Here is a 1160-nt window from a genome sequence, read left to right as displayed (position 1 = left end):
GCCCGCCCGGGTGCGGGGCCGTCGGCTCGTCGTCGCCGCTCTGCCGGGGGTCGGCCTTCGCCGGCAGAGCTCAGGCGATGACCGCCGGCTCCCGCCACCGTTGACGGCCGGCCCGGTCCAGGTCGTAACGGACCGCGGCGATCCGCCCCACAGCCTCCACCAGGTCCGCGGCGGGCAGGGTGAACGGCAGCCGCAGGAACCGCTCCAGGGTGCCGTCCAGGCCGAACCGGGGGCCGGGCGCCAGTCGTACGCCGACCTCCTCGGCGGCCCGGGCCAGCGCACTGGAGACGGGGCCGTCCAACTCGACCCAGAGCGTCACGCCACCTCGGGGCACTGTGACCCGCCAGTCCGGCAACCGCTGCGCCAGCGCGTCGAGCAGCGCGTCGCGTTGGGCGGCCAACGTGATGCGGCGGTCGGTGACGATCGTGTCGGCGTGGGCGAGCAGGTGCACCGCCACCAGTTGGTCCAGCACCGGGCTGGCCATGTCCACCCCGACCCGGACGGCGGCCAGCCGCTGCACCTGCGGCGCCGCGGCGCGCACCCAGCCGATCCGCAGACCACCCCAGTAGGGCTTACTCATCCCACCGATGCTGATCACGCGACTGTGCCGGTCGTAGACGGCGACCGGGGGTGGCAGCTCGGTGCCGTCCAGTGGCAGGTCCACGAAGGACTCGTCGACGACCAGGTCGGTGCCGACCGCGTGGGCGGCGGCCACCACCCGCTCCCGCAGCGCGGCGGGCATCAGGTGCCCGGTCGGGTTCTGGAACTCCGGAATCAGATAGGCCAGCTTGGGCCGGGTCTGCCGGAGACTGCCCAGCAGCAGGTCGGAATCCCAGCCGTCGGCGTCGGCGGCCAGACCGTGGGTGGTGATCCGGGCCCGTCGCCCGGCCAACGCGGCGAGCGCGTTGGGATAGGTCGGGGACTCGACCAGCACACTGCCGCCCGGGGCCAGGGCGAGCCGCAGCACCAGGTCCAGGGCGTGCTGCGTGCCGCTGGTGACCATGATCTGGTCGGCCGACGTGGGCAACCCCCGAGCGGTGTACCCGGCGGCCACCGCCTCGCGTAGCTCGATGATGCCGGTCGGGTGGTAACCGGCTCCGCCCAGGTAACGGGGCAGGTCCTCGGCGGCGGCGCGGGCCGCACCCAGCAGTTGCGGTGGG

The 1160-nt window shown here is 74.3% G+C and carries 1 protein-coding gene; it reads right to left on the bottom strand.

Going from position 1 to position 1160, the window contains the following annotated elements:
• Positions 1 to 70: 70 nt before the first annotated feature.
• A partial coding sequence (locus tag ACWCO3_RS34725; RefSeq protein WP_450014254.1) for an aminotransferase-like domain-containing protein occupies positions 71 to 1160 on the bottom strand: 1090 nt, incomplete at its 5' end.

The organism is Micromonospora sp. NPDC002411, from assembly GCF_053592955.1.
The sequence above is the reverse complement of the archived record's forward strand: the minus strand, read 5'-3'. Positions and strand labels throughout refer to the sequence as shown.